The organism is Halorubrum sp. ASP1 (assembly GCF_005435135.1).
Taxonomy (GTDB): Archaea; Halobacteriota; Halobacteria; order Halobacteriales; family Haloferacaceae; genus Halorubrum; species Halorubrum tropicale.
Window position 1 is genome coordinate 1 of the sequence record NZ_SGUA01000002.1, and the last position, 26,423, is coordinate 26,423.

Here is a 26,423-nt window from a genome sequence, read left to right on the forward strand (position 1 = left end):
CTCCCCCCGCTCAGCCGTCGCTCCCGTCGAGCGCCCGACGGAGCGCCGCGCGGTGGAACTCGACGGCCGCGTCGCGGTCGACCGGCGGGTACCGCGGGTTCGTCACCGCGCCCCCGCCGTCGACGACCGCGCTCGCGACGGCGGCCGCGCGGTGCGCGCGCTCGACCGCCGGCAGCGGGGCGACCGACTCGTAGCCCTCGCGGAAGGCCCGGCGGAGCGGTCCGGTCTCGTCCGCCGGCACGTACCAGTCGACGACGAGGTGTTCCGCCTTGGCAACCGACACGCCGGGCGGGGCCGCGAGCGGCGCCTCCCAGTCGAGGACGGCCGTCACCGCGCCGTCCGCGACGAGGGCGTTCCCGGGGCGGAAGTCCCACGGGAAGAGGCGCGGGTCGCCGTCGGCCCCGATCGGCCCCCGGAGCGCGTCGCGGACCCGCTCCCGGAGGTCGTCGAAGTCGGCCGGCAGCCGCGCCGCGTGCCGCTCGCCGAACCGCCGCACCCACTCCGCGGCGTCCGCGGGGTCGCCGACGGACAGCGACCGGTCGCGCCCGGGGGTCGACTCCGCTCCCGTCGCTTCGTCGGTCGGGGACTCGTCGGCCGTCAGCGCCCCGCACCCGGGGAACCGGAACGCCTCGTGGAGCGTCGCGAGGAACCGACCGAAGGCGCGCGCGACCCCGCGCCGGTCGGCCGGGTCGAGGTCGACGAACGCCTCGTGGAGGTCGCGCCCCTCGATCAGCGGCGTGACCAGCCACCCGGTGCCGTCGACGACGCCGTCGCCGAGCGGCCGGGGGACGGGCACGTCGGTCCGCGCGTCGATCGCCGCCAGCAGCGCCGCCTCGGTCCTGGTCGTCCCCGGCGCCTCCGAGCACTGGACGACGACCGGCGGCTCGGCCGCGAACCGCACCACCTCCGTCCGCTTGCGGTTCCCCCGCCCCAACGGCTCGACGCTGACGGGCGTCGCCCCCGGGCGCGTCGCCGCGAGGGCCCGCTCGCGGACCGCGTCGCTCACTCGTCCCCCTCCGTCCGGGCCGCCACCTCGTCTCTCGCCCCGCCGTCCGCCGCCTCACCTCCCGGGCCGCCGTCCGCCGTCAGCAGCGCGGCCACCTCGTCCAGCGAGTCGACGACGTAGTCCGGGCGGTACGGGGCCGCCGCGTCGTCGGGGTCCCGCCGGAGCCACGCGGACCTGAGGCCGGCGTTGTGCGCGCCGGCGACGTCGTACGCCAGCGAGTTCCCGACGTACAGCATCTCTCGCCGATCGACCGACAGCGCCGCCGCCAGCCGCTCGAACGGCTCCGCGTGGGGCTTCCGGCGCGGGAGGTCCCCGGCGTACACGATCGCGTCGACGCGGTCGGCCAACCCGAGCGCCTCCACCTTCGCCCGCTGGCGCGCCTCGGGACCGTTCGTGAGCACGCCCACGGGGCCCGCGTCCGCCGCGGCCGCCAGCGCGTCGGCGGCGCCCGGCAGGTACGCCACCCGCGACTCGTCCGCGACCGCCTCGAACGCCGCCGCGAGCGCGACGGGGTCCACGTCCCGGCCGTGCTGGGCCGCCAGCCGCGCGAACCCCGCGCCGAGGTACCCGACCCGGTCGTCGGGGTCCGGCGGCCCGTCGAGGAGGGGCCACAGCTCTGACGGCTCCCCGAACGGCTCGACGCCCGCCCGCTCGAACGCCCGTCGGTAGAGGGCGTCCACGTCGTGGTCGTGGCGGCACAGCGTGTCGTCGAGGTCGAACGCGACCGCCGCGAACCGGCTCATGGGAGGAGGTGGCGCCGCGCGGCGAAGTCGGTTTCGGCGACCGGCCCGTAGCCCCGACGATGACCGACTCCGAGGACACGTACGACTGCGAGACGTGCGGCGCGCGCGTCGCCGTCGCGGACGCCCGCCGCTCCGAACCGTTCGGCGACCTCGACCCCGAGACGTGGCAGACGCTGAACTGCCCGCACTGCGGGGACCGGCTCGCGACCGTCCTCGTCGGCGACGAGTGAGTCTCGGCCGAAGCCGCCCGGGTCGGCGCTCGTCACGTTCCGTGGTGACGCCCCACAATACCTACGTCTCCGGTTCGTAGCCGCCCCATGCTCGACGTCGGGACGGTCTACCTCGTCGCCGCCGGCGCGCTGCTGCTCGCCGCGCTCGCGGTCGGCCTCCGCGCCCTCGTCGGCGTCTTCCGCGAAGGCCGCGAGCGCAGCCGGAAGCGCCGGGAGGGCGAACTCGAACGCTACACGATGGACCCGGTGTACGACCGCGAGCCGCCCGATTCGGACGGCGTCGCGGAGACGCCCTCGACCTGCCCCCAGTGCGGCGCGGACAACGACGCCGAGTTCACGTTCTGTCGCGAGTGCGCGGCGCCGCTCGGGCCTGACCCGTGACGTTGACGATTCCCGACTGACCGTTCTCAAAGTTATCAACTCTCGGAATCAGGGGCGAACTGTTTATTACCTGATCGGCGTTCGTTCCGAGGAACGGACCACGGCCGGCCGACTGCGGCGCACGCGCCGAATCACACCCCATGATACCTTCACAGCGGGCACGGACCGTGCTCGCGGTCTCGCTCGTCGCTGTTGTGTCGGTTGCGATGGTTTCGAGCATCGCTCTTGGGGCGACAACTTTCTTTTACACTGAACAATCACAAATACAAGATGGAGACAGCTTCTCATACCTCGTTGAAGACGGATCCAATGACGATGGGAGTCAAATATTCATCGTCATTGACGAGGACGGCGACGGAAAGTATGACTCAGGGGATAACCGCACGTCATTCGCAAGCAAAGATGATAAAATATTTGATAAAATATTCCCCGGGAACAAAACATCCGGACTTGACGGATCTTACACTGTTTACTCGATCGAAGCTGACTCATTATCACTGGGGGAGGACTTAACTGGACAAAGAGAGACGACAATCGAAATCGACGGCAGCCCCCCGTACGTCTCCGACGTAACCCTCACGAACCCCACCGGACAGGACCTCAACGTCTCCTTCACCACGAACGAGCGGTTGAACGCGACGACCGTCGAACTCACCGGTGCCGAAACCGCGACGTTCGGACTCGGCGACTTCACCGAGACCAACGCCAGCGGCACGTACACGTACGATCTGACGTACGACGGGAGCTCGGACGGCGAGTACACCGTCGAGGTCACGTCCGCGGTCGACGCCGTCGGCAACGACGCCGGGACCAACCAGACGAGCGCCGAACTCGACGACTCCGCCTCCGTCGACACGGTCCCGCCGGGGATCACCGGCGTCGAGGCCGAAGTCGGGAGCGACACCGTGAGCGTGTCGTTCAACGAGAGCGTGAACGCCAGCGACGGCGGCGCGCTCTCGGCGTCGAACTTCACCTACGGGAACGTGGAATCTGGCGGGGCGACCGGCGTGGACGCGGTGTCTCACACGGTAGGAGCCGATACGGCCACGCTGACGCTCGACGCGCCCGTGAACCGCACCGACCTCGGCAGCGACACGATTGCGGCGGCCGCCGCCGCGATCACGGACGGCGCTGGCAACGACGCGCCGACGACCGGTGTCGTCCTCGCGGACACGGTCGTCCCGAGCGCGCCGATCGACGCGACGGCCGGCGTGGTCAACGCGAGCAACGCGGGGAGCTACGACCTCACCGTCGACCTCCCGGACGACCACGAGGCCGGGACGGTCGCGGTGACGCTGTCGAACGGCGGGACGGTCACCGCGGAACAGTACGTCGCCAGCGAGGACGACGGCGACGCGGACCCCGACACTATCGCGTTCACCGGACTGGACGTCTCGTCGCTCGACGACGGCACGGTGACCGTGGACGCGACCCTGACCGACGACGGCGGCAACGACGCGACGGGAAGCGGTCTGGCGTCGCCGTCGAAGGACACGGACTTCCCGGGCGTCGCGGACGCGACGATCACCAACGCCACGATCGGCACCGAGGACGCCGGCGTCGCACAGACGGTGACCGTCGACTTCGACGAGGACGTCGACCAGGGCGTCGCGCCGAACGTCACGGTCCTCGGGTCGAACCTGAACCGGACCTACGACGTGACGGGGAACTTCGACGACGCCCGAACGTGGACGGGGACCGTCACCATCGTCGACGACAACGAGGCGGCCACCGCCACGATCCGGGTGGCGAACGCGACCGACCCCGCGGGGAACGTCCAGTCGCCGGACGAGTCGAACTCCTTCGAGGTGGACACCCGCGGGCCGATCGCGCCCGTCGACACCGTCGCCGGGAACGTCACGGCGAGCAACGCCACGACCTACGCGGCGACCGTCGACCTCGTGAGCGGCTCGAACGCCGACGAGGTCGAGGTCCGCGTCTCAGACGGGACGACGAACGTGACGAAGACCGCCTCGACGGGCGGCAGCGACCTGGTCACGGTCTCGGGGATCGACGCCTCGTCGCTCGCGGACGGGCCACTCACGGTGACCTCGCGCGCGCTCGACGACGGCTTCGAGAACGCCGAGGGGTTCGTCCAGCCCGTGACCGTGACGAAGGACACGGTCCGGCCGGGCGTGGCGTCGGTGTCGGTCGGTGACGGCACCGTGAACGACTCCGACGCCGGGACGACCCAGTCGGTCACCATCACGTTCGACGAGGACGTCGACACGAGCGTCGCGCCGGCGGTGGCCCTGACCGGACTCGCGCAGGGCGACACCGTAGTCTCGGGAAGCTTCGCCGATGCGCAAACCTGGACGGGCACCGTCGCGGTGACCGACAACGACGAGGAAGCGACCGTGACCGTCGAGGTCTCCGGCGTCGAGGACCCCGTCGGGAACCCCCAGACGCCGGATCCGGATACCTCCGGGTCGGTCGGTGTCGACACCCGGACGCCGAATGTCACCGGCTTCACGGCCACACACGACGGCACCGGCACCGTCGAGGTGTCCTTCGAGTCCGACGAGTCGCTGGCGTCGACGTCGGTGTCGCTCGACACGCCGACCGGGTCGACGACGCTTACCCCGACGACGGCTGACGGGAGCGCGCCCTACGCGTACACGGCGACGTACGACGGCGCGGACGGCGACTACACCGCGACGCTCGATGCGGCCGCGGACGCCGCCGGAAACGACGGCGCCGCCGGGGACAGCGACACCGCGACCGTGGACACGACCCCGCCGACGTTCTCGGCGGCGTCGCCGGCGGGCGCGACCGTCACGACCGACCGGCCGGAGATCTCCATCGAGGTGACCGACGCCACCCGTGGGGTGAACGCTTCCAGCGTCGCGGTGACGGTCGCGGACGCCGACGGCGGCGACGGCGCCGAGTTCGACGCCGCAACGAACGCGACGACCGGGATCTCCGTCGACGGCGCGACCCTCACGGTGAACACGACCGAGGCGGGCGTCTCGCTCGTCGACGGCGCCGTCGACGTGACCGTCTCGGCGGCCGACGACGCCGGCAACGGCGACCAGACCGCGTTCTCCTTCACCGTCGACACGACGCCGCCGCAGTTCTCGAACGCCGCGCCCGCCGACGAGACGGTGACCGACGACCGGTCGGTCGTCTCCGTGGACGTCGCCGACGCGACCGCGGGCGTCGACGCGTCGACGATCGAAGTCACGCTGTCGAACGACACCGACACGATCCTCGCCGGGGCCGGCACGAACACCGACGGCGTCGCCTTCGACGGGGTAATGCTGACCGTCGACCCCGCCGGATCGGGCGTGCCGACGCTCCCGAACGGCAGCATCGACGTGACCGTCGACGCCGCCGACGCCGCCGGCAACGCCGACCAGACCGCCTTCTCGTTCGCGCTCGACACCCCGCCGGTCGTCTCGGGCTTCTCCGCGAGCGACACCGGCACCTCCGAGCGCAACGTCAGCGTCTCGTTCTCCTCCTCCGACGAGCTCGACGCCGTGTCCGTCTCCGTCTCCGGCGCCGAGACGGCGACCCTCTCGCTCGCGGACTTCTCTGTCACGCCGAACGGCGACGGCTTCGACTACGACGCGACCTACGAGGGACGCACCGACGGGACGTATGACTTCACGCTCGACACCGCCGACGACGGCGTGACCGACGGCGCCGCCGGGCAGACCGCGTCCGTCCTCGTCGACGAGGCGGTCCCGGACGTGACCGTCGACGCGCCGAACGGCGGCGGCCTCTACCGCGGCGGCGAGACGGTGACGGTCGAGTGGGCCGCGACGGACAACGTCACTGTCACGGACGACGTGGTCGTGGAGTACTCGTCCGACGGCGGGGGGTCGTGGCAGCCGGTGGCGTCCGGCCGCGCGAACGACGGCGCCTACGACTGGACGGTTCCCGACGACGACACGACCGACGCGCTCGTTCGAGTGAGTGCGAGCGACAACAGCAGCAACACAGGGTCGGACGTGAGTGACGGGGCCTTCGAAGTGGACTCGACTCCGCCGACCGTCGAGTCGTTCTCGGTGTCGAACCCGAGCGGGCAGGCCGTCACGGTGGCCGTCGAGACCGACGAGGCGCTCGGCGCGCTGTCGGTCGACGTCTCGGGTGCCTCCACTAGGGCCCTCTCGCTGTCGAACTTCACCGAGACCGGCACCGGCCCGTACACGTACGAGGCGACGTTCAACGACGGCACCGAGGGCACCTACGACGCGACCCTCAACACCGCCGCGGACGCCGCCGGTAACGACGGCGCCGGCGGCGAGTCGGACTCCGTCGAGGTCGACACCGTGACGCCGACGATCTCCGACTTCTCGGCGTCGAACCCGAGCGGCCAGACGGTGAACGTGAGCTTCGACGCCAGCGAGCGGCTGTCGGCGACCGCCGTCGAGCTGGAGACGCCCTCCACGACGGAGACCCTCTCTTCGCTCTCGGAGACCGGGTCAGGACCGTACACCTACACCGCGACGTACGACGAGGGCGCCGACGGCGTCTACAACGCGACGCTCGTCACCGCGGACGACGGGCTCGGAAACGACGGTGCGGACGGACAGACCGCGGCGGTCGAGGTCGACACGACCCCGCCGACGCTGTCGAACCTCTCGGTGACGAACCCCTCGGGCCGACAGGTCCGAGTCCACTTCGACGCCGACGAGCCGATCGACACGGTCGCCGTGGAGTTCTCCGGGCCGGAGACCGCGAGCGTCAGCACGGACAACCCGACCGTCGTCGACGGGTCGTACGTCGTCGGCTACACCGGCAACACCGACGGCGAGTACACCGCGACGGTGACCGGCGCCGTCGACGCCTTCGGCAACGACGCGCCAGACCGCTCGGGAACGGTGAACGTCACGACGGCGACCCCGATCATCTCCGGGTTTGCGGCCTCGAACCCGAGCGGCCAGAACGTCACCGTCGCGTTCGGCAGCGACGAACCGCTGGCGAACGTCACCGTCGACATCTCCGGCGCGGAGTCGGCGACGCTGACCGAGGCGGCGTTCGCCACCAACGGGAACACCTACACGGCGACCTACGAGGGCTCCTCGAACGGCACCTACACCGCCGTCCTCCGAACCGCGGCGGACGCCGACGGCGACGACGGCGCGAGCGGCCAGACCAACAGCGTCACCGTCGGTCCGACCGACGCGGCGCCCGCCGGCCCGGCCGTCTCCGACTTCTCGGCGACGAGCCCCGCGGACCGGCGGCTCCGCGTCTCCTTCCGGAGCGACACCCCGCTCGCCGACGTCGGCGTCGCCGTCTCCGGCCCGGACGCGACGACGCTCACCCGCGAGGCGTTTACCGAGGCGAACGGGACGTACACGGCGACGGTCGCCGTCGACGCGGCCGGCGACTACACCGCGACGCTGTTCGAGGCTGCGGCCGGCGCCGGGGCGAACGGCGCCGACGGCCAGTCCGCCTCGGTCGCGGTGGCCGCGAGCGCGCGGCCGGTAGCCGGGGGCGGAGGCGGCCCGAGCGGGACGGCCGGCGGCGCGGCGAGCGGGGGCGACCGCGGGGCCGGCGGCGACCGCGAGCCGACGGTCTCCGTCGCGCCGACCGGACCGACGGCGGCCGCGGTGACCGTCGAGGACGCCGGCGTCGGCGCTCCGGTCGGGATCGACCTCCGGAACGCCACGGACGGCCCCGTCGCCGTCGCTGACCTCTCGGTCTCGGTCGACCGGCCGACCGACTACTCGCTGTCCGTCTCGTCGTCGCCGACGGCCGCCCCCGACGCGCCCGCCTTCGACGGCCGCGCGGTCGGGTACCTCACCGTCGAACACTCGATGCCTGACGACGCGGTGACCGGCGCGACCGTCCGCGTCCGCGTCGACGCAGACCGCTTCGCCGACGCGGCCGTCGACCCGCAGACGGCGGCCGTCTACCGCTACCACGACGGCGCGTGGCGCCGGCTCGAAACCGCGGTCGCGGCCCGCGACGACGGCTCGTACCTCCTGCGGGCGGAGACCCCGGGCTTCTCGACGTTCGCCGTCGGCACGGCGAGCGCCGACGCCCTCCGGATCGCGGGCGCGACCGCCGGCGCGTCGACCGCTGCGGTCGGCGAACCGATGACCGTCTCCGCGACGCTCGTGAACGACGCCGGCTGGCGCGTCGACGGCGCGTTCTCCGTCGTCGCGGGCGACGAGGTCGTCGCCACCCGGAGCGTCTCGGTGCCCCCCGGGTCGACGGTGACGACCGGCGTCACGGTCGCCTTCGACGAGCCCGGCGACTACCGGCTCACCGTCGGGAACACCACTGCCGGCACGCTCGCGGTCTCCGCCGGCGACGCGGCCAGCGGCGAGGCGGGAGACGACGGTTCGGAGGACGACGGCGAGGGCGCCGCCGACGACGGGACGGATGCGGAGTCGACGGCCGACTCCGGCGACGCGTCCGCCTCGGAGGGTAGCACCGCCGACGGTTCCGCACCCGCGAACGCCACCGGCTCGTCGGACGAGAGCGTGCCGGGCTTCGGGCTGCCGGCGACCCTCGCCGCGCTCGCCGGGGCCGCCGCGCTCGCCCGCCGTCGGTCGGCGTGACCCCGGGCTTACCGGTCTTCACCTGCAGAGACGGAGTCGATCCGATTTTCAGTCACGACTGACGAATGTGAATTGCGCCGAAAAGCCATGCCGCCTCCCCGATTTGAACGGGGGACAGCTCGATCTTCAGTCGAGTGCTCTCCCAGTCTGAGCTAAGGCGGCTCGCACTCGGACTAACGCCGATTCCCAACAAAAGGATTTCGAAAGACCGCAGTCGGTCGATCGCGCGCCGCAGGAGTGGGACCGCCCGGATTCTAACGGGGGTCACGAACACCCAAGGCCCGGAGTATACCACTAACCTACGGTCCCGCGTCCATACGCCCCCCGATGACCTGCTAAGGGGTTTCGCTGCGCGCCGTCACTCCTCGTTCGCGAGCGTCCGCTTCCGAGGGACGAACGTGTACGTCACCCCGTCGTCGAGCACGACGTAGATTCCGCGGTCGGGGTCGTGGACGACGCGCCGCCCGGAGTCGATGGCGACGTCGACGAGGTCGCCGAGGGTCCGGACCGACACTCGGTTGCTCCCGAGGCGCCCGACCGATCCGGTCGAGACCCACTCGCCGTACCGGATGCGGCTCGCGCCGGCGGCCGCCTCGGGATCGCTTTCGCGCCGTCCGAGCACGGCGATGCCGAGCCCGCCGATCGCGAGGAGCGTCCCGCCGGCGAGCCGCGAGCCGGAGACCTCTCTCGCGGCCGGAACGGTGCGCTCGACGGGCGTCGCCCGGGTCGTCGACGCCTCGCGCTGGTCGCCGAACCGGTACGTGGCGGCGTCTGTCACGAGCGGCGTCTCGACGGTGAGCCGGTCGGCGTATCGGCCGGAGTCGACCTCGGTCTCGGCCACGACGACCGTCTCGACGCGACCGGCCGTCCCGACCTCGCTCGCGACCGCAGCGAGCCGCGTGTTCCGGTACTCGGTCACGTTCAGCGCCCCCTCGGTGGTGTGCGTACCGTCGGTCACCTCGACGGTCTCGCCGGCGAGGAGCCGGCGCTCGGTCCAGAACACCTCGCCGTCCTCGACGGCCCGAGTGACGAGGTAGACGCGCTGGGTGACCGTCACGAGCCGGTCGTCGGGAACGGTGCTCGTGACCGAGAGGTCGACGACCGGCGTCGCGGCGGCGAGGTACACGGGCGGCTCCGCGAGTCGCTCGCCGGGGGCGAAAAGGGTCGTCTCTCCGGTCACGACGGCGCTCGTCGCCAGTTCGAGGTCGAACGTCTCGACCGCCTGCTGTTCGGTGACGGTCGTCGCCGTCGGCGACCCGGCGTAGGCGATCCCGACCGATCCGAGCAGGATCGCCCCGGCGACGAGGAGCGCGAGGCCGACGAGCGTGCCCCGCGTCGTGAGGAACCACCGCGCGCGCTCCGCCCACGGCCCCATCATCGGCCCCTCCGCGAACTGGTGAACTGGTGTGCGTACATGTACTGGATCCCGCCTCGGACCGGTATAAACCGGGAATCACCTCGTCGTGACTCGTCGCGTAACCCGGAGGTAACCAGAAAATTCGCCGCTTACGACGAGTCGAACACCACTCCACCGCCGTCGGCGTCGTCGGTCACCTCGACGCGTGCGCTCTCGACCTCGCCGCTCGCGTCGAACAGGCGGACCGTGATGCGGTAGGGGTCGCCGAACCGCTGCCCCGGCTGCTCGAACGAGAGCGTGTCGACCGCCGCGGCGGACGCGGCCGTCTCCGTCTCCGATCTGCCGCGGTTGGTGAACGTGACCTCCACCCGGTCGAAGCTCCCGTCGGGGTCGTCGACGACGTAGCCGACATCGTACCGCGCCCGTCCCCCGCGTCGTGACGTAGAGGTATCGACGATCTCGAGCGCGGCGAACGACGGCCGCGCCGCCGGCGGCGCACAGCCCGCCGCGTCCACGCTCGCCCGCCGCGTCGCGACCGCGGAGAAGCCGTCTGCGGCGGTCGCCTCGACCGTGAACGTCACCGCGGCCGGCGCGTCGTCACAGGAGACCTCGACGGCGACGACGAGCGAGTCGCCGGACGCGAGCGTCCCCGCGTCGTTCGAGAGGGTCCCGACCGGCTCCGCCAGCGTCGCGGTCACCGCGACGGGCCGACCGACGCGGTTCGTGACCGTCACGAGCCGGCTCTCGGCCCCGGCCGCGACGCTGGGAGCGACGTCGAGACCGAGCACGCCCGCGGCGTCGCTCGCGACGGGCAGCGCGGAGCCCCGGCCGAGCGAGGCGGCCGTGTAGGCCCCGGACCCGCGCGCGGCGCCGAGGCCGACCAGTGCCGCGCCGGCGGCGAGGAACCCGCGACGCGTGCCCCGAGGCCCGGCGCTCGCCGCTCGCGGGCGTCGGCGTCGCGGCGGCCGGCGCGTCACCGCGACCACCGCCGGAGGGCCGGCGCGCGTAGGGTCGCCAGCGGGCGGAGCGGCACCCGACCGTCGAAGCAGATGCGGTAAGCGACCGCGAACGGGAGGAGTCCGGCGCCGGCCGAGGTGACGGCCGCGAGGAGGGGATGGAGCCGGTGGAGCGCGAGGAGCGTCCCTTCGGGCAGCGTCGCGGGATACGGGTACACCCTGAGCGTGGCCGTGATCGCCCCCGGCTGCGGCGGGGTCCGAATCGCGAGCGGGAGCGCGTATGCGCGCTCGGACAGCACCGGGATCGTCGCGTCGACGAACGGGACCGGGACCGCTCGCCGGTCGTTCGCGGTTGTGTACGGCGCGAGCGCCGACGCGGTGACGGTCCCCTCGGGGAGCCCGTCGACGGCGGCGCCCTCGGTCTCGACGAGGAGCGTCGCCACGGGCGACCGAACGACCGACACGCCCACCTCCCGGACGACCTCGGCGTCGGCCGTGAGCGACGACCCGACCCCGGCCTCGGTGACGACGAACGAGGCGTCGTAGCCGGCCGGAGCGATCGCTACGAGGGCGACCGTGACGACGAACGTGGTCGCGACGACCGGCCAGACGACCTCTCCCGACCGGACTACTGACCGACCGACGCGGCGACGGGGACGGGGACGGAGCGTCGCCGCGAGCGCGAGGAGCGCGAGCCCCCCGAGGAGGACGCCGAGGCTGCCGCTGACCGCGCCGGCGACGCGCCCGAAGCCGGGCACGACGACGGGGCGCCCGCCGACTTCGAGGAGGACGCCCCGGACGGTCGCGTCGGTCACGACGGGCGCGCCCGCCGCTTGGTCGGTCGCGGAGTTCGCGTCGCCGCGGGTGAGGTACCCGCCGGCCTCGCGGCCGACGACGCGGTGGGTCACGAGCTCGCCCGTGCGGGCGTCCTCGTAGGTGACGACGTCTCCCACGTCGACGTCGTCCGCGGGGACGAGGACGAACCCGTCGTCGACCCCGAGCGTCGGCTCCATGCTGTCGGAGTACACGTACCCGAAGCCGAGCGGGGTCACCGCGGAGAGGGCGAGGGCGACCAGCGCGACGAGAGCGGCGACGGTGAGTGCGGTCCGGAGCATGGTGTGAGTGTACTGAAACGGTGGGAAGCGAGCGGTGCTGGAGGCGCGGCTACGTCAGCGACGCTATTGCACCGCCGCGTTCGCGTTGTCGTCGATGTCGAACGAGAGCGTGCCCGAGAGGTCGCTTCCGCTGGTGAGGACGGCGGCGTCGCCGTGGCCCGTGTCGACGGTGATGACGACGTAGAACGTCTGGCCGGCGGTGGCGCCGAACGACTGACCGGCGGTCTCCTCTGAGAGCGTCGCGACGGCGGTGCCCTGGGCGTCGTAAACGACGAACTCCACGTTGTCGTCGTCGTTCCCGTCGTCGGTCGCGGCGGCGTACGTCGCGACGATATCGTGGGCCTCGGCGTCGTTGTTGGTCACGCTGAACGCGTGTGCGTTCTTCGCGTCGGTGCCGTCACCGAGGACGAACTGCGCGTCGGTGTTCGCGCCGGTCGCGGTCCCCTGCTCGAAGTCGATGGCGAGCTGCTCGTCGTCGTAGTAGACGAGCGGGCCGGAGGTCCCGTCGGTGAGCGCGAGGAGGCCGTCCTGGTCGGCGACCACGTCGATGTTCGCGGAGCGGTCGACGTTCGCCGCGGTAAACGCACTGGTGCTGATGGACGCGCCCGCCGCGAGGAGCAGCAGGGCGACGATCACGGTGGTGAACAGTCGGGTCATTGCAACCGTACCGGCGACGAGGCGGGGTATATACGGGCCGTAACCACGGGATCGCCGGGCGGGTCACCTCGCGGTTACCACGGGGCGCCGGTCAGGCCGGCGCCGGGAGCAACAGGTCCACGCGCGTCCCCTCGCCGCGGGCCGAGGTGAGCCAGATCGCCCCGTCGTGGTACTCAACGATGCGCTGACACAGCGCCAGCCCCACGCCGGTGCCGTCAACGTCCGTCCGCCCCAGCCGCTCGAACACGTCGAACGCTCGCTCGACGGCCGACTCGTCCATCCCCGCGCCGTCGTCCTCGACGTACACGTGGCGCCACTCGCGCGACGCGTCGAGGCTGTCGGCGACCGACTCGGGGAGCGTGGCCGGGTCGACGGCGCCTCTCGCCCCCACGTTGACGCTGGGGCCCGCCGAGTCGTTGTACTTCACGCCGTTGTCGATCAGGTTCTGGAACAGCTGGACGAGCAGGCGCGAGTCGCCCCGCACCGTCGGCAGCGACTCGGCGGTCACCGTCGCGTCCGCGTCTTCCAGGCGAACGGTGAGGTTGAGCCGGGCTTTGTCGACCACGTCCGCGAGCGGGGTCGGCTCCAGGGCGCCGCCGCGGCTGTCGACGCGGGAGTACTGGAGCAGCGCGTCGATCATCGACTGCATCCGCTCGGTCGCGTCGACGGCGCTCTCGACGAGGTCGAACGCGCGCTCGTCGAGCGTCGACCCGACCCCGTAGAGCTCTTCGAGCAGGGTGAGGTAGTTCCCGACCGTCCGGAGCGGCTGCTTCAGGTCGTGCGACGCCGCGTACGCGAACTGCTCTAAGTCCCGATTCGAGCGACGCAGCCGGCGTCGCGTCTCCCGGAGCTCGGCCTCGCGCTCGGCGCGCTCGGTCACGTCGCGGTACACCCAGAGGTTCGCCTCACCGTCCGGCAGCTCGTACGGTACGTAGTCGCGTTCGAGCTGCCGCCCGTCGGCCAGCGTCAGCGGTTCGTCGGTCACCGGCTCGCGCGTCTCGATACGCTCGTCCACTCGGTCGACGAACTCCTCCGGCGCCTCAAACACGTGTTTCAGGTCGTGTGCGGCCGCGCCGCAGTCCGCACCCACGAGCGACTCCGCGTCGACCGGCACGTCGAGCAGGTCGCACAGCCGCTGGTTCACCGCGAGGATGTCTCGGTTCGGGTCCTCAACCAAGACGCCCGCCGGGAGCGTGTCGAGGACCGTCCTGAGAACGGTGTTCGTCCGTTCGAGCGTCTCCTCGCGCTCGACGCGCTCTGTCGTGTCCGCCGCGACGACCAGCGCCTGCCGCCCGGCCTCGCCCGGCACCGAAAGCGGGACCACGTCGGTCGTCACCGTCCGAGCGCCGCCGTCGGCGTCGACCAGCTCCTCGTCCGCTATCCTGACCGGGTCGCCGGTCTCGATGACCCGCTGCTCGGCGTCGCCGACGCCTCGGTCCCCCCGGTCGCCGAGACGAGACGGACCGGTCGACCCCTCGAGCTCCTCGACGCGGACGCCGCGAGCGGCCGCCGCCGCCTCGTTCGCCAGCCTGTACCGCCCGTCGGCGTCCGCGACGACTACCTCTTGGGGGATCGTGTCGACGACCGTCCGGAGCGTCTCTCGGGCACGTCGCGCCTCCTGTTCCGCTCGTCGGCCGGCGCAGGCGTCCGCCAGTCGCTCGTGTAGCGGGGCGAGCGCGGCGAGCGTCCCCTCAGAGAAGGGCGCTCCGTTCTTCACGACGACGAGTGCGCCGAAGTCCGGCAGGTCGAACAGGTAGTAGTGGGACCCCTCGTGGGACCCCACGACCGGCAGCGCCTCGTCGTGCCAGGCGGAGTCGGGCTCCGCGCCCTCAGCGAGGTGGTCGGTCGCCGCCTCGAACGCCTCGTTGAACGTCGGCTGTCGCGGGATGCCGGCGACGAGGTCGTACGTCGCACCCCCGTCCGGCGCCTCGCGGCGCTCGAACACCCCGCCCGTCGAGCAGTTCAGCCGCCTGAGATACGACGAGAGCGCCGTCCGAGCCACCGCCGCGACCGTCTCCCCCCGGCCGATGGAGAGCGCGATCTCGTAGAACACCTGGATTTGCTCCGGCGGGGTCGCAGTCGTCTCCCTCACAGCCCCTTCACCACGCCGACGACCGCGGTCTTGTTGTACAGTTCGAGGAACTCGCGCCCGGAGTTCGCGATCTCTCCGACGGTGAGCGCGCCGACGAGCGGCCCCGCGCCCCCCTTGCCGACCGCGTTGAGCTCCCGGTCGAACTCGTCACCGAGGTAGAGCACGCGCGAGATGCAGTCGAAAAACAGCGTCTCGCCGCCCGCGGTCGACGCCGACTCGCGGGCGGCCGCGGCGGCCTCACGGGCGGCCGCGACGAGCGATTCCGGCTCGCCTTTCAGGACGTGGACGAACGACCCGGCGGGGACCTCGCCGAAACAGCGGATTCCGCCGTCGGCCGTCGGTTCGAACGGGTCGCGGACGATCTTCTCGGCCTCAAACCGGCTCAGCCCGAGCGGGTACGACTTCGCCACCTGAAAGAAGTTGTCGGCGGTCAGCTCCCGGCCGATGTCCGGCTCGACGAGGTCGCGGTACACCTCGAACGCCGGCCTGTCACCGAGGAGGCGCACGACGGGGCCGTCGGCGTCCGTGACGCGGAACGGCCCGGCGAACTCCCGCCAGCCGTGGCTCACGCCGACGCTCCCAGTCGCGCGGGTGGCCGCGACGACGGCGGCGTCCTCGACCCAGCCGTCCTCGGTCAGGAGACACGGCGCCTGCTCCATCGAGAGCGACCCCGCCCCGCCTCCGAGGACGGTGACCTCCACGCCGTAGGCGTCGAACAGCGCTCCGACGAGCGCCTCCGTCCGAGTGGCGAACGCGTCCGCGAGAACGAACGCCGTCCGATACCCCTCGACGAGCAGGTCGGGAAGCTGCGCGTCGAAGTCCGCGTCGGGGTCGCTCAGCCCCTCGACGAGGGTGACGGCGGGCGCCTCGCGGAGGCCGAGCAGCAGCGTCCCCGTCTCGCGGGCGGTCCCGTCGGCGATCACCTGCGGGAACGCCCCTCCGAACGCCGCGAGCGATGGGCCGGCTAGTCTCTCGGCGAGGTCGGTCGCGTGGGGGCCCGCGGCGTCGGTCGTGAAGACGAGGAGGCCGGACACGTCGGGGTCGGCTTCGAGCGCGTCGAGCGCGGGGCCGACGGAGGAATCGGGGGGAACGTACGTCTGCTCCATGAGACAACTGATCGTCCAGAGGGTGGCGAGATATATTAGCGCATCGTCAGGTCAGGGGAGTCCGCCGCTCTGTACGGCGCGGTCCCCGACCCCCGAAGGGGGCGGGAGTCTCCCGAGCCGGTCGGGGACCGCGGGTGGGGTGCCTCTGACGGCGAACCCGACGAGGCGGCCGGTTCGGGTTCGACCCCCGACGGATCGTCCGCATCGCCGGACCTGTAGCGGCGGTGACGCGCGGGCAACCCCCGAGGGTCACCTCCAAGTTATTAGCCAGCCTGTACTTCGACACGGTAACAGAGGCGAGACCACAGATGACCACGAACACCCCCGCAGAGGGACCATGACCGACACGGACGGCACCGACTCCGCGGCCCGCTCCCTCCTCGGAGCGAAGTGGAAGCCGCGCATTCTCGCAGCTCTCGCGCGGAACGGGCGGCTGGGGTTCGGGGACCTCCAGCGGGAGCTCGGCGGCATCTCGAACAAGGTGCTCTCGAACGACCTAGAGGACCTCCTCGAGTACGACACCGTGACCAGAGACGTCGTACAAGAACAGCCCGTCCGCGTCGAGTACGAACTCACCGCCGCCGGGGGCGACCTCTACGACATCGTCGAGCGGATGGCCGACTGGGACGCGCAGTACGTCACCGGCGCCGGCCGCCCGACCCTCCTGATCGCCGAGGACGACGTTCGCCAGATCGAGCTGTACTCGCTGTGGCTCTCCGCGACGTACGACGTGGTGACCGCGACGGACGGGCGCGAGGCGCTCGACGTCCTCGACGCGTCGATCGACGCGGCCGTCCTCGACCGGAAGCTTCCGGTCCTCCACGGCGACGAGGTCGCCGACGCGGTCAGGGGGGCCGGCGAGTACGTGCCCGTGGCCCTCCTCAGTTCCGAGCGGGTTCGTCCGACGGACGTCTCCCTCTCGGCTGACCTGCTGCTCTCGAAGCCCATCGGCCGGACGATGCTGGAGAACGCCGTCGCGGAGCTCCTCCGATTCGAGAAGCTCTCCCCGGCGGCCCGCGACGTCCGTGGCCGACGACACCGGCTCGCGTTCGTCAGGGACCAACTCGGGGCGACGGTCGAAGAGACCGGCCCCTTCGCCGACGCCGCCGAGGAGTTGGCGCGAATCGAGGCGGAGCGGAGCGTCGCGTTGCGTGAGCGCGAGCCGTGGCGTCGGCTGGTCGACGAGGCGGGCGACGCCCCGACGGAGGACACGGATGCCGGGGGTTGACCGCCGCGCGGAGGCGCAGCACCTCATCCCCCGGCTCGCGTACGTCGAGGACAGCGACCACGACGCCCTCATGTTCGAGACCGCGGTAGAACGGCGAAGCCTCGCCGCCGAGGTGGTTCGGGTCGCGAGCGTCGCCGCGGCCGAGCGGTTCGTCGCCGATCTCGCGAGCGGCGACGAACCGCTCCCCGCGCTCGTCTTCGTCGACGTCGACCTCCCGGACGGCTCGGGGCACTCGGTCGTCGCCGCCCTCCGGCGTCGGTTCGACGAGGCGACGCTCCCGGTCGTCGTGTTCAGCGGGTCCGACGACCCCGGCGACATCGACCGCGCGTACGACGCCGGCGCGAACTGCTACCTGATCAAGCCGCTGGCGTTCGGCGAGTACGCCCGCCGCGTCGCGGGAGCGTGCCGGTTCGCTGCGACAACGACGGGCGGTGAGCGCCGGCCCGCGCCCGAGGGCCGCTGACGCCCGCCGGGTAAAACTACTTTTAACCACCGACCGACGGTCGAGTGTGAACACCGTGGCCGCCGACCAGTCCGTGCTCCTCGTGGAGGACAACCCCTCCGACGCGCAGGTGTACCGGACGATGCTCCAGGAGTTACAGGCCGACCCGCTCGAAACGGTGGAGACGACGGGCGTCGAGCACGTCGAGTCGGTCGAGGCGGCGCTCGACGCGACCGCGGCGTCCGACGACCCTTACGACGCGGTGTTACTCGATTTAAACCTCCCCGACTCGCGGGGGCTGGCGACCGTCGAACGCGTGCTCGCCGCCGACCCGTCCGCCGCGGTGGTCGTCCTCACGGGCGCAGGCGACGAGAGGATGGGGAAGCGAGCGGTCGCCAGCGGCGCCCAGGACTTCCTGATCAAAGACCACGTCACGCCGCGGGTCCTCGTCAAGACGATCAGTTACGCCGTCGAACGCAAGCGGCAGGCCGCGGCGCTGGAGCGACAGCGCCGCCGGCTCGCCGCGCTCAACTGGCTCGTCAGACACGACATCCGCAACGACGCGGCCGTCGTCCTCGGCTGGGCGGAGGGGATCGACCCCGACGACCCGGCGGAGGCGCGCGCGGTTTCGCGCATCGTCGAGGCGGGCGAGAGCATCGTCGCGTCGACGGAGTCCGCCGGCGCGCTCCTCGAGGCGCTCGACGGCGACGGGGACGCGCTCGTCTCGGTCGTCCTGAACGACATCGTTGAAGAGGAGATAGACAGGCTCGAACGACGCCACGAGGGCGTCCGGACGGCGGTCGGCGGCCTCGACGACACGGTCGTCGCTCGGGCCGACCGATTCCTCGGCGTCGTCGTCCGGAACCTCCTCGACAACGCGGTCGTCCACAACGGCGCGGATGCCCCCGAGGTGACCGTCGACGTCCGCGAACGCGAGGAGACGGTGGTCATCGAGGTGGGCGACAACGGCGCCGGGATGCCGGAGCGAGTTCGGCGCGTGGTCGCCGAGGCCGACGACCCGACCGATCTCACCGACGTCGGCCTCGGCCTCTTCCTCGTCGGTACGTTCGTCGAACGGTACGGCGGGACCTTCTCCGTCGAGGCCGATCCCGACTCAGGGACGCGCGTTCGGGTCACCCTCGAACGAGCGTAAAACGATTCCGCTCGCGGGAACGGGGGACGGCTCGGTCTTCGATCGGGTGTTCTCCCAGCCTGACATAAGGCGGCTCGCATCTCGATGAATGGCGATCCGGGGCAAAACGACTTCGAAAGGCGGCGGGACGGTGCGGAGTCCGGGGCGACGGTGTCGATTCACCGGCTTACCCCTCTCCACGGCCGCGGCGCTCGCGGAGTCGCTCGCGCCGCAGGAGTGGGACCGCCCGGATTCGAACCCCAGTCGCTCCGCTCACGTCGCTCGCTCCGCTCCCTGCTTCGAATCCGCTCCACGGCCGCGGCGCTCGCGGAGTCGCTCGCGCCGCAGGAGTGGGACCGCCCGGATTCGAACCGGGGTCACGGGCACCCAAGGCCCGGAGTATACCACTAACCCACGGTCCCGCGCCTACATCTACCCGCATCGGCCGCTAAAGGGTTTCGTTGCGCTCCGCGCGCGGGCGACCGCGGCCGCCTCACTCCTCGTCGTCGCGCAGTTCGAGGTCGGCGACGATGTCGTAGGGGTCGGTCCCCTTCCGGACCGCGTCGAGAATGAAGAACGCCTCGTCGGGCGCGAGGAAGTGCCTGGTGACGCCCCGACCGAGCGGCGTCGGCTCGAAGCCGTCGATGAACTCCCACTCCAACAGCTTTCCGAGCGCGTGCTTGGTGGGGACTTCGCCGATCATGCGGTCGTTGAGGCGCTTGGCCTTCTTGCCGGCGACGACGACGTTCGCGAGCGTCTCCTCGGCCGCGGCGGTCTCGTCGTAGTGGGTCGCCACGTCCTCCATCTCGCCTTTCAGGAGGGTGAACGCCACCTCGTCCTCGGTGCGGTCCATCGAGCCGTGGTAGACGCCGTCGGGCTCGACGAGGAGGTAGACGCGGCCGCGGTCGTGGTAGTCGGGGCGCCCGGCGCGCCCGAGCATCTGCGAGAACTCCTGCACGGAGAGCCACTCGATCCCCATCGCCAGCGAGTCGAAGATCACCTGCGAGGCCGGGAAGTCGACGCCGGCCGCCAGCGCCGCGGTGGTGACGACCGCGGAGAGGTCCTGGTTCCCGAACTGGCGTTCTACCTTCTTCCGACGCCCGTAGTCGAGGCCGGCGTGGTACGGCGCGGAGTCGTACCGCAGCTTCCGGCTGATCTCGTGGCAGCGCCGCCGCGAGTTCGTGAAGATGATCGTCTGCCCGCGGTACCCCTTCGAGGACTTCGTGTCGAACTCGCGTTTCACGAGTTTGTCGGCGATCTGCGCCTTCTCGCGGCCGTCCGCGAACGTGACGTGGCGCTCGATGGGGACGGGCCGCTCCTCGTACTCGATCAGTGTCGCCCGCAGTTTCTCCGCGAGCCACTCGGGGTTCCCGACGGTCGCCGAGAGGTAGACGAACTGCGTGCCGTCGTATCCCGAACGCGTCCGCATCCGCTCTTCGCTGTAGTACTTCAGCCGCGAGATGAGCCCGTCGAGCCGGTGGCCGCGCTCGCCCTCCTTCAGCGTGTGGACCTCGTCGATGACGACCGTGCCCACGTCGCCGAGGTCCTTCCCCGTTCGGAGCGCGTGGTCGATTCCCTCGTAGGTGCCGACGATCACGTCCGCGTTCGGGTCGAAGCGGTTGCCGTCGTCGTTCACCCGCGAGGAGCCGACGCGGATCGACACGTCGAGCAGGTCGCCGTAGCGGTCCTCGAAGTCCTCGTGCTTCTGGTTCGCGAGCGCGACGAGCGGCACCAGGAAGAGCAGCTTCCCGTCGCCCTTCAGCGCGCGGTCGACCCCGGTCAGCTCGCCGACGAGGGTCTTCCCCGTCGCGGTCGCGCTCACGACCAGCTGGTCGTCGCCGTCCAAGAGCCCGTTCCGCACCGAGAGGCTCTGGACCGGAAGCAGCTCCTCGAACCGGCCCTGGAGGTGCGCGGAGAGGTCCGGATGGAGGGCTAAGTCCTCGGTCCGCAGCGGCGAGACGTCGTCGACGTTCGCCGAGACCTCGTCGTACTTCGTGAGGTCGGGGTCGAGCCCGCCCTGAAGCAGGCTCACGATCCGGTCTAAGTCGCCCGACTCGTACAGCAGCTCCTCTAAGCGCTCCTCGGCCGCACCCGTGAACTCGCCTTTGTACGACAGCTCCCGCTCTAGCTCTCGGCGGGCACAGTCCCGGCAGATCAGCTCGCCGTTGTGTTCGATCGCGTCCTCGCTCGTGATCGGTCCGTACCGCCCGTCGCTCGCGCAGCGCCGGCAGGTCCGGACCGCCGTCGCCTCCAGCTGGTAGCCGTCCAGCATCTCCTTCAGCCGCGCCCGGTTCTCGGGCGTGGTCTGCTCGGAGATGCGGATCCGGCCGGCCGCCCGCGCGAGGTCGACGAACTCGTCCGGCTGGCGGGGGTGGTCCTCGCCGTCGCGGATCACTCGGAACTTCCCCGGGCGGGGGCCCGCGGAGGTCTCCTTGAGTTCGAGCCGCCCCCGGAGCACGCGCTTGCCGTCGCGGTTCGCGACCACGGTGTAGTCGCTCCGCGACTCGTGGAGGAACAGCGTCTCGACCTCGGCCAGCTGCTGTGACACTGCCGTGCGGTACGCGAGCGAGGTATTTCAGGAGTTCGGCTCGCCGCGCGGCGCCCCGGACGGCTGCGCAGTCCCGCGGCTACGTCACGCGAACGCGCGGAGAAGAACCCGCCTCACGGACGGGGCGGTCGGGGGTCGTTACGAGACGAGGAGCTTCTCGCCGCGGTCGACCGTGATCCGGCACGGCGGCGAGAGCTTGTTGTACGCGCGGCGGAACGCCTCCTTCACGACGGGCGCCTGGTCGACGTCGCAGTACGCGGTGAAGATCACGTCGTCCTTGTCGAGCCGCGCGGCGGTGCCGACCGGCTTCCCGAACGCCTGGCGCATGCCGTCGGAGACGCGGTCCGCGCCGGCGCCGGTCGCCTGCTTGTTCTCCCGGATGACCTGGTGGGGGAACTTGCGGAGGGTCATCTTGTAGTTGCCCTCGCCGAGCTCCTTGATCAGGTGGCGGTTCGCCGACAGGCGCGCGCTCTCGAGCGAGCCGTGTCGGACCTGGAGCTCCTCCTCGACGCGGAGGCTGATCTGGACGGGGTAGTCGTCCGGCTCCGCGGAGAGGTCGCCCATGTTGTGCTGGGCGATCTTCGAGCCGGGGATGCCCGTGATGTACTCGCGGCGGGTGTACGACGGCTTGTCGATCGTCCGATACATGGAGGCGGGTTTGTCAGACATGGCTACTTGTCCGAAGTAGCCCTCGCTGCGGCGATAAACCCTTCGATAGCGAGGCGTCCTCGTCGGCTCCGCGGGCGTCAGCGCCGCCGTTCGGCCCGATCGCGTCCCGCGTTGGCACGCCGCTCGGCTCACTCCTCGGGCGTCGGTTCGAGCGCGACGTGGTCGAACCCGCGGTCCGCGAGCCGCTCCGCGGCCCGGTCGGTGACCGACGGCGCGACCAGGATGCCGCGGACCGCGGGGGAGTCGTCGTCGGCCTCGCCCGCGTCGCCGACGCCCAGTTCCTCGCGGAGCGCCCGCACGTACCGCGCCAGCTGTCCCACGGCGTCCGGGCCGACCCGGCGGCGCTTCAGCTCGACGACGACCGGCGTCCCGTCGGCGTCGACGCCGAAGACGTCCATCGGCCCGGCGCTGGAGGGGCGCTCGGTCTCGCGGGGCTCGAACCCGGGTTCGACGAGCTCGGGGCGCTCTACGATCCGGGTTCGGAGGTCCTCCTCGCTGCCGTGGAGGGTGAGGTCGCGCCCGCCCGTGACGGCCATCGCCGAGAGCTGGTGAACGTCCGAAAAGCGGACCGTCAGGGTCTCGTCGGGGTTGCTCCTGGTCGAGCGCACCCGGAGCCGCCCCTCTCGGACCGCGGCGTGGTGTTCCGACCCCGGCGGCTGCCAGTTGACCGGCTGGCGCCCCTCGTCGGTGTGGACGAGGGCGGCGCCGTCGGGCTTCAACACGAGCAGCCGGTCGCCGGCGCCGAGGTCAGAGGCCGCGCGTCCCTCGTAGGAGACCGTACAGCGGCCGAACAGGCTGACGAGGTCCCCGCGTCCGAAGGCGTCCTCCAGCTCCCAGAGGGCCTCGCGGTGGCTCGGGTCGTGGACGCTCGTGACTGTCACTGGTGCGTCGTAGGCGGTTCCGAGTGAAAAAGGGCGCGCGCCGGGGGCCGTAGCCGCTCGGTCGGGACCGTCAGCGCGTCCGCTCCCTCTCAGTCGCCGCGCCGCGAGACGACGATACCGGCGACGAAGAGGACGACGCCGAGCGCGAAGGCGGCGATCCGAAGCGTCGTGTCCGAGACGAGGATTCCGGCCAGCACCGAGACGCCGAATCCGGCGTGTAACACCGCGGTGAGGTTCATGGGATCGGTACGGTCGGGCGGCACAAAAACGGGTCGAAGGCGGCTGGGCGGCCGCCGGGCGTCCCGCGCCGTCTCAGGTCCCGTGTTCCCAGCTGCCCATGTACTCGCGCTGCTCGTCGGTGAGGTCGTCGTACTCGACCCCCTCGGCGGCCAGCTTGATGTCCGCGACCTCGCGGTCGAGCTCGTCGGGCACGTCGTGGACGCCGGCGTCGTACGCGTCGCCGTTCGCGGCCAGCTCGCGCACGACGACCGCCTGAACGCCGAAGCTCTGGTCCATCACCTCGACCGGGTGGCCGAGGGCGATGGGCGCGGCGAGGTTGACCAGCCGCCCCTCCGCGATGACGTTCAGGACGCGGCCGTCCTCCATCTCGAACCCCTCGACGCCGTCGCGGACCTCGTAACGGTCGACGGCGAGGTCGGCGAGGTCGCCGAGGTTCACCTCGACGTCGAAGTGGCCGGCGTTCGCGAGGAGGACGCCGTCGCTCATCTCTTCGAAGTGCTCGCGGGTGATCACGTCGCGGTTGCCCGTCGTCGTGATGAACACGTCGCCCTTCTTCGCGGCCTCCGCCATGGGGAGCACCTCGTACCCCTCCATGTGCGCTTCGAGCGCCTTCCGGGGGTCGACCTCGCAGACGATGACGTTCGCGTTCTGTCCGGAGGCCTTCTTGGCGACGCCCTTGCCGCACTGGCCGTAGCCGCCGACGACGACGTCCTTCCCGGCCCACGAGAGGTTTGTCGTCATCGCGATGGTCGCGAGCGACGACTCGCCCGTGCCGTGGACGTTGTCGAACAGCTGTTTCATCGGCGTGTCGTTCACGGCGAAGACGGGGTAGTGGAGCTCGCCGTCGGCGTCCATCGCGCGCAGGCGGTCGACGCCCGTGGTCGTCTCCTCGGCGCCGCCGACGATGGAGTCGATCAGGTCGGGGTACTCCTCGTGGACGAGCTTCACCATGTCCATCCCGTCGTCGACGGTGATGGTCGGCTCGTGGGCGATGCAGGCGTGCATCGCGTCGTAGTACTCGTCGTCGTCCACGCCGCGCACGGCGTAGGAGGTGATCGACTCGTGGGCGTCGAGCGCGGCCGACACGTCGTCGTGCGTCGAGAGGGGGTTACAGCCGGTGATCGCCACCTCGGCGCCGCCCTCTGCGAGCAGTTCGACGAGGTTCGCCGTCTTCGCTTCTACGTGCATCGCCATCGCGATCGTCTCGCCCGCGAGCGGCTGCTCGTCGACGAACTCCTCGCGGAGGGCGTTCAATATCGGCATGTGCTGGAGCGCCCAGTCCATCTTCCGGCGCCCCTCCTCTCGGGCCGTATCGACGTCCGAGAGGTGCTGTGACACCGGCGGATACGCGGTCTCGCTCATACCGATCGCTTCGCTCACGGCGCACTAAACCCTGCCGACACCGGACCGAGACCGCGAAAAGAATCCCGCGTCGTCTGAAGGGCGACCGGTTCGGGCCGTCAGTTCGCCGCTCGGTTCGAGCCGTCAGTTACCGCCGGGGCCGCCGGCGTGGTCCGGCGGACCGCCGTCGTCGCCTTCGTCGTCATCCGCTTCCTCTTCGTCGTCCTCCTCGTCCTCGTCGTCTTCCTCGGCCTCATTTTCCTCTGCGTCGTCTTCCTCGGTCTCATTTTCCTCTGCGTCGTCTTCTTCGGTCTCGTCCTCGTCCGCGTCGTCTTCCTCAGTCTCGTCCGCGTCGTCGTCATCGTCGTCGCCGTTCCCGGCGTGGTCCGGCGGGCCGCCCTGACCGTTGCCGACGCCCTCGGGCGCGTTGCCGTTGCCGGGCGCGTCGGTCTCGTTGTCGGTCTCGTCGTCATCGTCTTCCGCCTCGTCGGGGCCGCCGGGGCCGCCGGCGTGGTCCGGCGCGTTACCGGGGTTGTTCTCCGTCACGAAGTCCGAGACGGCGCCGCCGATGCCGCCCTCCCGGTCTTCGAGCCCCTCGATGAACTCCCGGACGAGCTGGCCGAACGGCGTTCCCGCTTCGGACTCGTCGTCCTCCTCTTCGACGGTCAGATTGACCGTCCCGGAGACGCTCTCGTTCTCGTACTCGGCCGTGACGTTCACCGTCACGTCCTCCTCGGCGGCAGGGAGTCCGACGGTGCCGTTCTCGTCGGTCTCGTACTCGCCCGTCCCCGCGTACGAGGCGTTCTCGTCCGCGTCGTCTGCGAGCGCGACGACGACCGAAGCGTTCGCGACCGGCTCGTCGTCGTTCGTCACCGTGACGACGGGCTCGCCGTCGGTGTCGTCGACCTCCAGTTCGAGGCCGTCGGGCGCCTCGAGGTCGACCGTCGCCGAGGCGGTGTCGTTACCCGAGCCGGCCGTCACCTCGACGGTCACGTCCTCCTCGGCGGCGGGGAGTTCGACGGTGCCGTTCGCGTCCGTCTCGTACTCGCCCGCTCCCGCGTACGACTCGTTCTCCTCGTCGACCACCTCGACGAGGACCGTCGCGTTCTCGACCGCGGTGCCGTTCTCCGTCACCGTGGCCGTCGGTTCGCCGTCCGCGTCGTCGACCGCCACTTCGAGGTGGCCGTCGGCGGCCGCGACGCCGGTCATCGCGCCGAGCGTGACGACCGCGATCAGTAGGATGGCTGTCGTGCGTTCGCTCATGTCCACTCGGGTCCATCCCCTGTTCACACATAAAGAGCGAACTCCCTTAACGCGGTTTAATTCGGTTTGTATTCGGCTTAACGGCGCTGTACCGTTTGTTTCGGGTGATCGGGGAGTCGGGAGCCGGTTTCGGGCGCGATCGGACCGTTTCGGGCCCGGACGCGCGTCGGTCGCCGCTCGTGCGCGATACGATTACGCAGTCGCGTCCAGAGGGAGTGTCACGATAACCACGACCGAATCCCTAGCTGTTCTCTTATAAACAACGCATAATCGGTCGGCAGCGAAAACCTCCAAAGCCCCAGCCGTGAGGGCGGCGCACGCTCGTTGCGCTCCTCGCTCGTTCGCTCCGCTCACTCGCTGCGGTGCTCACGTCGCCTGCGCCGCCCTCACGGCTGCCCCTTTGAGCCCCACCCGACAGCATCGCACCCGCGCCTCACGCCTCCCCAGCCTCGTCGCTCACTTCGTTCGCGACTCCCTCGCGCGTGCTGTCTCGCGGCCGCCGTCGGCGGCCGCTCGAAGGC

At 71.2% G+C, this 26,423-nt stretch carries 20 protein-coding genes and 3 tRNA genes; 6 read left to right on the forward strand and 17 right to left on the reverse strand.

Annotated elements, in window-relative coordinates; all coding sequences use genetic code 11:
- Positions 1-10: 10 nt before the first annotated feature.
- Complete coding sequence (locus EXE48_RS02650; RefSeq protein WP_137710703.1) at positions 11-1,006, reverse strand: phosphotransferase family protein; 996 nt, start codon at positions 1,004-1,006, stop codon at positions 11-13.
- Positions 1,003-1,749 carry an HAD family hydrolase gene (locus tag EXE48_RS02655; protein ID WP_137710704.1) on the reverse strand — a complete coding sequence of 249 codons (747 nt, stop codon included), beginning with the start codon at positions 1,747-1,749 and terminating at the stop codon, positions 1,003-1,005. The genes EXE48_RS02650 and EXE48_RS02655 overlap by 4 nt, the downstream gene beginning before the upstream one ends.
- Positions 1,750-1,808: 59 nt before the next feature.
- Here EXE48_RS02655 and EXE48_RS18640 point away from each other — a divergent pair, with 59 nt between their 5' ends.
- The 3 genes from EXE48_RS18640 (at position 1,809) to EXE48_RS02665 (ending at position 8,875) form a co-directional block, all read left to right on the forward strand.
- Positions 1,809-1,979 carry a hypothetical protein gene (locus EXE48_RS18640; RefSeq protein WP_167551884.1) on the forward strand — a complete coding sequence of 57 codons (171 nt, stop codon included), beginning with the start codon at positions 1,809-1,811 and terminating at the stop codon, positions 1,977-1,979.
- A gap of 87 nt (positions 1,980-2,066) precedes the next feature.
- The gene (locus tag EXE48_RS02660) at positions 2,067-2,360 is read left to right on the forward strand and encodes a zinc ribbon domain-containing protein (RefSeq protein ID WP_053770217.1); all 294 of its coding nucleotides are present in this window, start codon (positions 2,067-2,069) and stop codon (positions 2,358-2,360) included.
- 629 nt (positions 2,361-2,989) lie between these two features.
- Positions 2,990-8,875 carry a PGF-pre-PGF domain-containing protein gene (locus EXE48_RS02665; RefSeq protein WP_137710705.1) on the forward strand — a complete coding sequence of 1,962 codons (5,886 nt, stop codon included), beginning with the start codon at positions 2,990-2,992 and terminating at the stop codon, positions 8,873-8,875.
- Between the two features lie 88 nt (positions 8,876-8,963).
- Here EXE48_RS02665 and EXE48_RS02670 read toward each other — a convergent pair.
- The 8 genes from EXE48_RS02670 to EXE48_RS02705 all read right to left on the reverse strand — a co-directional run bounded on the left by EXE48_RS02670 (position 8,964) and on the right by EXE48_RS02705 (position 16,158).
- Positions 8,964-9,037: transfer RNA gene (locus EXE48_RS02670), tRNA-Phe, on the reverse strand.
- 76 nt (positions 9,038-9,113) lie between these two features.
- Positions 9,114-9,184: transfer RNA gene (locus EXE48_RS02675), tRNA-Pro, on the reverse strand.
- Positions 9,185-9,233: 49 nt separating this feature from the next.
- Entirely contained in the window at positions 9,234-10,253 is a 1,020-nt protein-coding gene (locus tag EXE48_RS02680; protein ID WP_137710706.1) for a DUF5305 family protein, read from the reverse strand.
- A gap of 128 nt (positions 10,254-10,381) precedes the next feature.
- Positions 10,382-11,209 (reverse strand): hypothetical protein, encoded by an 828-nt coding sequence (locus EXE48_RS02685; protein ID WP_137710707.1) that lies wholly within the window; start codon positions 11,207-11,209, stop codon positions 10,382-10,384.
- The gene (locus EXE48_RS02690) at positions 11,206-12,303 is read right to left on the reverse strand and encodes a signal peptidase I (protein ID WP_137710708.1); all 1,098 of its coding nucleotides are present in this window, start codon (positions 12,301-12,303) and stop codon (positions 11,206-11,208) included. The genes EXE48_RS02685 and EXE48_RS02690 overlap by 4 nt, the downstream gene beginning before the upstream one ends.
- A gap of 63 nt (positions 12,304-12,366) precedes the next feature.
- Positions 12,367-12,960 (reverse strand): hypothetical protein, encoded by a 594-nt coding sequence (locus EXE48_RS02695; protein WP_137710709.1) that lies wholly within the window; start codon positions 12,958-12,960, stop codon positions 12,367-12,369.
- Between the two features lie 91 nt (positions 12,961-13,051).
- Positions 13,052-15,052 carry a sensor histidine kinase gene (locus tag EXE48_RS02700; RefSeq protein ID WP_137710710.1) on the reverse strand — a complete coding sequence of 667 codons (2,001 nt, stop codon included), beginning with the start codon at positions 15,050-15,052 and terminating at the stop codon, positions 13,052-13,054.
- A complete protein-coding gene (locus tag EXE48_RS02705) occupies positions 15,049-16,158 on the reverse strand; it encodes an FIST signal transduction protein (protein ID WP_137710711.1) in 1,110 nt (369 codons plus the stop codon). Before EXE48_RS02705 ends, EXE48_RS02700 begins: the two co-directional genes overlap by 4 nt.
- 337 nt (positions 16,159-16,495) lie before the next feature.
- On the opposite strand from EXE48_RS02705, the gene EXE48_RS02710 reads away from it, so the two are divergent.
- Genes EXE48_RS02710 through EXE48_RS02715 form a run of 3 tightly spaced genes read left to right on the forward strand, consistent with a single transcriptional unit; the run spans position 16,496 to position 18,981 of the window.
- Positions 16,496-17,386 (forward strand): HxlR-like winged helix-turn-helix transcriptional regulator, encoded by an 891-nt coding sequence (locus tag EXE48_RS02710; protein ID WP_199236335.1) that lies wholly within the window; start codon positions 16,496-16,498, stop codon positions 17,384-17,386.
- Complete coding sequence (locus EXE48_RS18645) at positions 17,373-17,849, forward strand: response regulator (RefSeq protein ID WP_199236336.1); 477 nt, start codon at positions 17,373-17,375, stop codon at positions 17,847-17,849. Before EXE48_RS02710 ends, EXE48_RS18645 begins: the two co-directional genes overlap by 14 nt.
- A 46-nt stretch (positions 17,850-17,895) precedes the next feature.
- The gene (locus EXE48_RS02715; RefSeq protein ID WP_137710712.1) at positions 17,896-18,981 is read left to right on the forward strand and encodes a hybrid sensor histidine kinase/response regulator; all 1,086 of its coding nucleotides are present in this window, start codon (positions 17,896-17,898) and stop codon (positions 18,979-18,981) included.
- 330 nt (positions 18,982-19,311) lie between these two features.
- Here EXE48_RS02715 and EXE48_RS02720 read toward each other — a convergent pair.
- The 7 genes from EXE48_RS02720 to EXE48_RS18350 all read right to left on the reverse strand — a co-directional run bounded on the left by EXE48_RS02720 (position 19,312) and on the right by EXE48_RS18350 (position 25,902).
- Positions 19,312-19,382, reverse strand: a tRNA-Pro gene (locus EXE48_RS02720).
- A gap of 71 nt (positions 19,383-19,453) precedes the next feature.
- A complete protein-coding gene (locus EXE48_RS02725) occupies positions 19,454-21,508 on the reverse strand; it encodes a DEAD/DEAH box helicase (protein WP_137710713.1) in 2,055 nt (684 codons plus the stop codon).
- 138 nt (positions 21,509-21,646) lie between these two features.
- Positions 21,647-22,177 (reverse strand): 50S ribosomal protein L16, encoded by a 531-nt coding sequence (locus EXE48_RS02730; protein ID WP_053770214.1) that lies wholly within the window; start codon positions 22,175-22,177, stop codon positions 21,647-21,649.
- 128 nt (positions 22,178-22,305) lie between these two features.
- Positions 22,306-23,058, reverse strand: a complete 753-nt coding sequence (nucS, locus tag EXE48_RS02735; RefSeq protein ID WP_053770213.1) for an endonuclease NucS — start codon at positions 23,056-23,058, stop codon at positions 22,306-22,308.
- 89 nt (positions 23,059-23,147) lie between these two features.
- Positions 23,148-23,297: a hypothetical protein gene (locus EXE48_RS18650; protein ID WP_017341828.1), complete on the reverse strand. Its 150-nt coding sequence runs from the start codon at positions 23,295-23,297 to the stop codon at positions 23,148-23,150.
- A gap of 73 nt (positions 23,298-23,370) precedes the next feature.
- Complete coding sequence (locus EXE48_RS02740; protein ID WP_137710714.1) at positions 23,371-24,660, reverse strand: adenosylhomocysteinase; 1,290 nt, start codon at positions 24,658-24,660, stop codon at positions 23,371-23,373.
- Between the two features lie 123 nt (positions 24,661-24,783).
- On the reverse strand, positions 24,784-25,902 hold the full coding sequence (locus EXE48_RS18350; RefSeq protein WP_158295095.1) for a hypothetical protein: 1,119 nt from the start codon (positions 25,900-25,902) through the stop codon (positions 24,784-24,786).
- Between the last annotated feature and the right edge of the window lie 521 nt (positions 25,903-26,423).